Annotated in this window: 1 protein-coding gene; it reads right to left on the reverse strand. The window is 70.7% G+C overall.

Going from position 1 to position 898, the window contains the following annotated elements; all coding sequences use genetic code 11:
- On the reverse strand, positions 1-807 hold an 807-nt coding region (locus WA788_RS35395; RefSeq protein ID WP_335984587.1), incomplete at its 3' end, for a polyketide synthase dehydratase domain-containing protein.
- Positions 808-898 lie beyond the last annotated feature (91 nt).

Raw genomic sequence — 898 nt, forward strand, 5'->3', positions numbered from 1 at the left:
CGCGCCCGCCAGATCCTGCCCGGTGGCCGCGCCCTGGGTCCAGATCACCAACCGCGCGTTGTCGGTCTCGGGATCGGCCAGCCACTCCTGCACCCAACCCAACACCGTCGCAACAGCCAACTGAGCCGCCTCCGGTACCGGAACCCCCGATCGGGCAGCCGGCACCACCGCCACCGAAGCCGCCTCGGACCCGACCGACTCACCATGCCGCACCCACTGCACCACGGCGGTGTCAGAGTCCTGCGGGGCAGGCAGCGGAACCCAATCCACCGTGAACAACGACTGCCGCACCTGCCGACCAGTACCGGTGAGCTCACCAGCCGACGCCTCCCGCAGCACCAGTGACCGCGCCGCCAGCACCGGCTGACCGACACCGTCAAACGCCGCCACCGAGACCCCGCCCGACCCGGGCGCCAGCACCACCCGCAGGTGGCGCGCACCCCCGGCCAGCAGCCGCACCCCCGACCACACAAACGGCAACCCCGTCCCCCCACCATTGCCCTTGTCAGTGCTGGCAGTGATGAGGGCATGCAGGGCAGCGTCGAGAAGGGCAGGATGCAGGCCAAACCCGGAGGCATCAGCTTCGACAACCTCCGGCAGCTCCACCTCGGCATAGACCGTGTCCCCGGCCCTCCACACCTGCCGCAGCCCCTGGAACGCCGGACCGTAACCGTAACCCTGCCGAGCCAGCCTCTCGTAGGCGTCGTCGACCGGAACCGACACCGCACCCGCCGGAGGCCACACGGACAGCGGGGCAGGGACGGGCTCGCTGCCGATCGGAGCCAACTCGCCCACTGCGTTCCGCACCCACTCGCCCTCCCCCTCGCGAGAGGAGACCGTCACCGATCGCCGGCCACTGTCGCCATCGCTATCGCCGACGTGGACCTGGACCTGCACA

The sequence above is a fragment of the Streptomyces sp. CA2R106 genome (assembly GCF_037034245.1).
GTDB lineage: Bacteria > Actinomycetota > Actinomycetes > Streptomycetales > Streptomycetaceae > Actinacidiphila.